At 60.8% G+C, this 1,951-nt stretch carries 3 protein-coding genes; 1 reads left to right on the top strand and 2 read right to left on the bottom strand.

All coding sequences use genetic code 11. The annotated features are described in order from the left end of the window. Nucleotides 1–33: 33 nt before the first annotated feature. Both J4E53_RS30455 and J4E53_RS30450 read right to left on the bottom strand, forming a co-directional pair. Nucleotides 34–426, bottom strand: a complete 393-nt coding sequence (locus tag J4E53_RS30455) for a GFA family protein (RefSeq protein ID WP_060741603.1) — start codon at nt 424–426, stop codon at nt 34–36. 33 nt (nt 427–459) lie between these two features. After that, nucleotides 460–1,386 carry a LysR family transcriptional regulator gene (locus J4E53_RS30450; RefSeq protein WP_103310782.1) on the bottom strand — a complete coding sequence of 309 codons (927 nt, stop codon included), beginning with the start codon at nt 1,384–1,386 and terminating at the stop codon, nt 460–462. 133 nt (nt 1,387–1,519) lie between these two features. Between J4E53_RS30450 and J4E53_RS30445 the strand changes: the two genes are divergently transcribed. Continuing rightward, entirely contained in the window at nt 1,520–1,921 is a 402-nt protein-coding gene (locus J4E53_RS30445) for a RidA family protein (protein WP_103310784.1), read from the top strand. The last annotated feature ends 30 nt before the right edge of the window (nt 1,922–1,951 follow it).

The following is a 1,951-nucleotide window of genomic DNA, read 5'->3' as shown; positions in this document are numbered from 1 at the left end:
CATCCATGGCGATGACGGTAGAACCCGTTGCATCTATTCCTCAGACCGCCCCGTACCCTCACGATCATGGGCATAGCATCGGGTGAGCGGAAACGCCGGCAACCAGGACTCACGGCGCACGGTCCAGCTTTCGTAGGTGGGCATCAGTTGACCGGGAGCATCCAGAATTCCCAAGTGCACTTCGATTTCGTCGCCAGAGCGGGCAAACAGCGACGAGCCACAGCGAGGGCAGAAAAATCGCCCGGCGTAGTCCCGGGTTTCACCCTCGATCGTCACCGCATCCTGGGGAAACACGGCCGCCGCGTAGAACAGTGCCCCGTGATGCTTGCGACAATCGAGGCAATGACAGACACCGACGCGATACGGGCGCCCAGCAGCTTCAAGTCGAACATTGCCGCATAGGCAACCGCCAGTGAATGGGTCCATTGCGCATCTCCTCTACAACGGGACAGACAAACTTCACGAAACCGGTCGATCAATGATAGGCGCATGCTGCGCCATCAGCTCCACCACCCAATCGATGAACACCCGCAGCTTGGCATTGACGTGACGGTTCGGAGGGTAAGCCACGTAGAGCGGCATCGGGTCGAGGTGCCAGTCTTCGAACAGCGGCACCAACTCGCCTTGCGCCTGGTGACGCCGGGACATGTACTCCGGCAACCAGAGCACGCCCAACCCTGCCAGGCCGGCGGCGAGGTAGGCGTTGCCGTCGTCGATGGCCAGGGCGTAGCGCCCTTTGACGTGAAGCAGCTCACTGCCACGGCGCATGGCGTAAGGCAGGGATTTACCGGTGCGCGCCCACAGGAAACCCACGGTGCGATGGTGCGAATCTTCCAGTTCGCGCGGATGCGCGGGCCGCCCGAACCGTGCCAGGTAACTCGGGGCGGCGAAGACGCCGAGGGCAAGATCGCCGACGCGCCGGGCCACCAGCGACTGATCCATCAGCTCACCGCCGCGCACCACGCAATCGACACTTTCATCGATCATGTCGACGATGCGATCACTGACGCCCATGTCGATCTGGATGTCCGGATAACGTTCATAAAACGCCGGCAAGGCCGGTACCAGGATCATCACTGCCAGCGGGCTCGGCACGTCCACCCGCAGACGCCCGCGGGGTAGCGCCTGGGCGCTGGAGACGCTGGTCTCGGCATCGTCCATGTCGGCCAGCAAACGAATCACCCGTTCGTAATAAAGGGCACCGTCGGCGGTGACATTGACCTTGCGCGTGGTGCGGTTGAGCAGCTTGACCCGCAACCGTGCCTCGAGCTGCTGCACCAATTGGGTCACGGTGGTCTTGCTCATGTGCAGGGTTTCCGCCGCCTTGGTGAAGCTGCCCGCCTCCACGACTCGCACAAACGCTTGCATCGCATCAAAACGATCCATTTCTGCCTCGGGTATCGATCCGATTGTTTGGAATTTACAAACAGTGATCGCCAAGGTTGCTCGTTTATCCCCCGGACACAAGCCCCTAGAGTGAGTTCATCGTTTGGAACCCACTCTTTGATGGAGATATTTAATGACACAGCGCGATGTAGTTTTCCCGCCCGGACGCCAGGCACTGTATGAGCGCAATCGCTATTCACCGGCGATTCGTTCCAATGGTTTCCTGTTCGTGTCGGGGCAAGTCGGCAGCACCGCCGACGGTTCGCCGGAACCCGACCTGGAAGCTCAGGTGCGGCTGGCGTTCAACAACCTGAAGGCGATCCTGGCCGCGGCCGATTGCAGCTTTGACGATGTGGTGGATGTGACGGTGTTCATGGTCGATCCCGAGTCGACCTTCGAACGGGTATGGAGCGTTGTGCCCGAATTCTGGGGCAGCGCGCCGCATCCGACACTGACGGCGGTGGGCGTGACGTGGTTGTATGGTTTTCAGTTCGAGATCAAGGTGATTGCCAGGTTGCCTGAGGCCACCCCGTGATATCGAGTGTGGGAGCGAGCTTGCTCGCGA

This window comes from Pseudomonas sp. FW305-28 (genome assembly GCF_017351395.1).
Lineage (GTDB): Bacteria > Pseudomonadota > Gammaproteobacteria > Pseudomonadales > Pseudomonadaceae > Aquipseudomonas > Aquipseudomonas fluorescens_AA.
Note: the sequence above shows the minus strand (reverse complement) of the source record. Positions and strands in the feature narration are given on the sequence as shown.

Coding starts and splice junctions, on each gene's coding strand:
- J4E53_RS30455 (WP_060741603.1), bottom strand. CDS start 426: ATGGACCCATTCACTGGCGGTTGCCTATGCGGCAATGTTCGACTTGAA.
- J4E53_RS30445 (WP_103310784.1), top strand. CDS start 1,520: ATGACACAGCGCGATGTAGTTTTCCCGCCCGGACGCCAGGCACTGTAT.
- J4E53_RS30450 (WP_103310782.1), bottom strand. CDS start 1,386: ATGGATCGTTTTGATGCGATGCAAGCGTTTGTGCGAGTCGTGGAGGCG.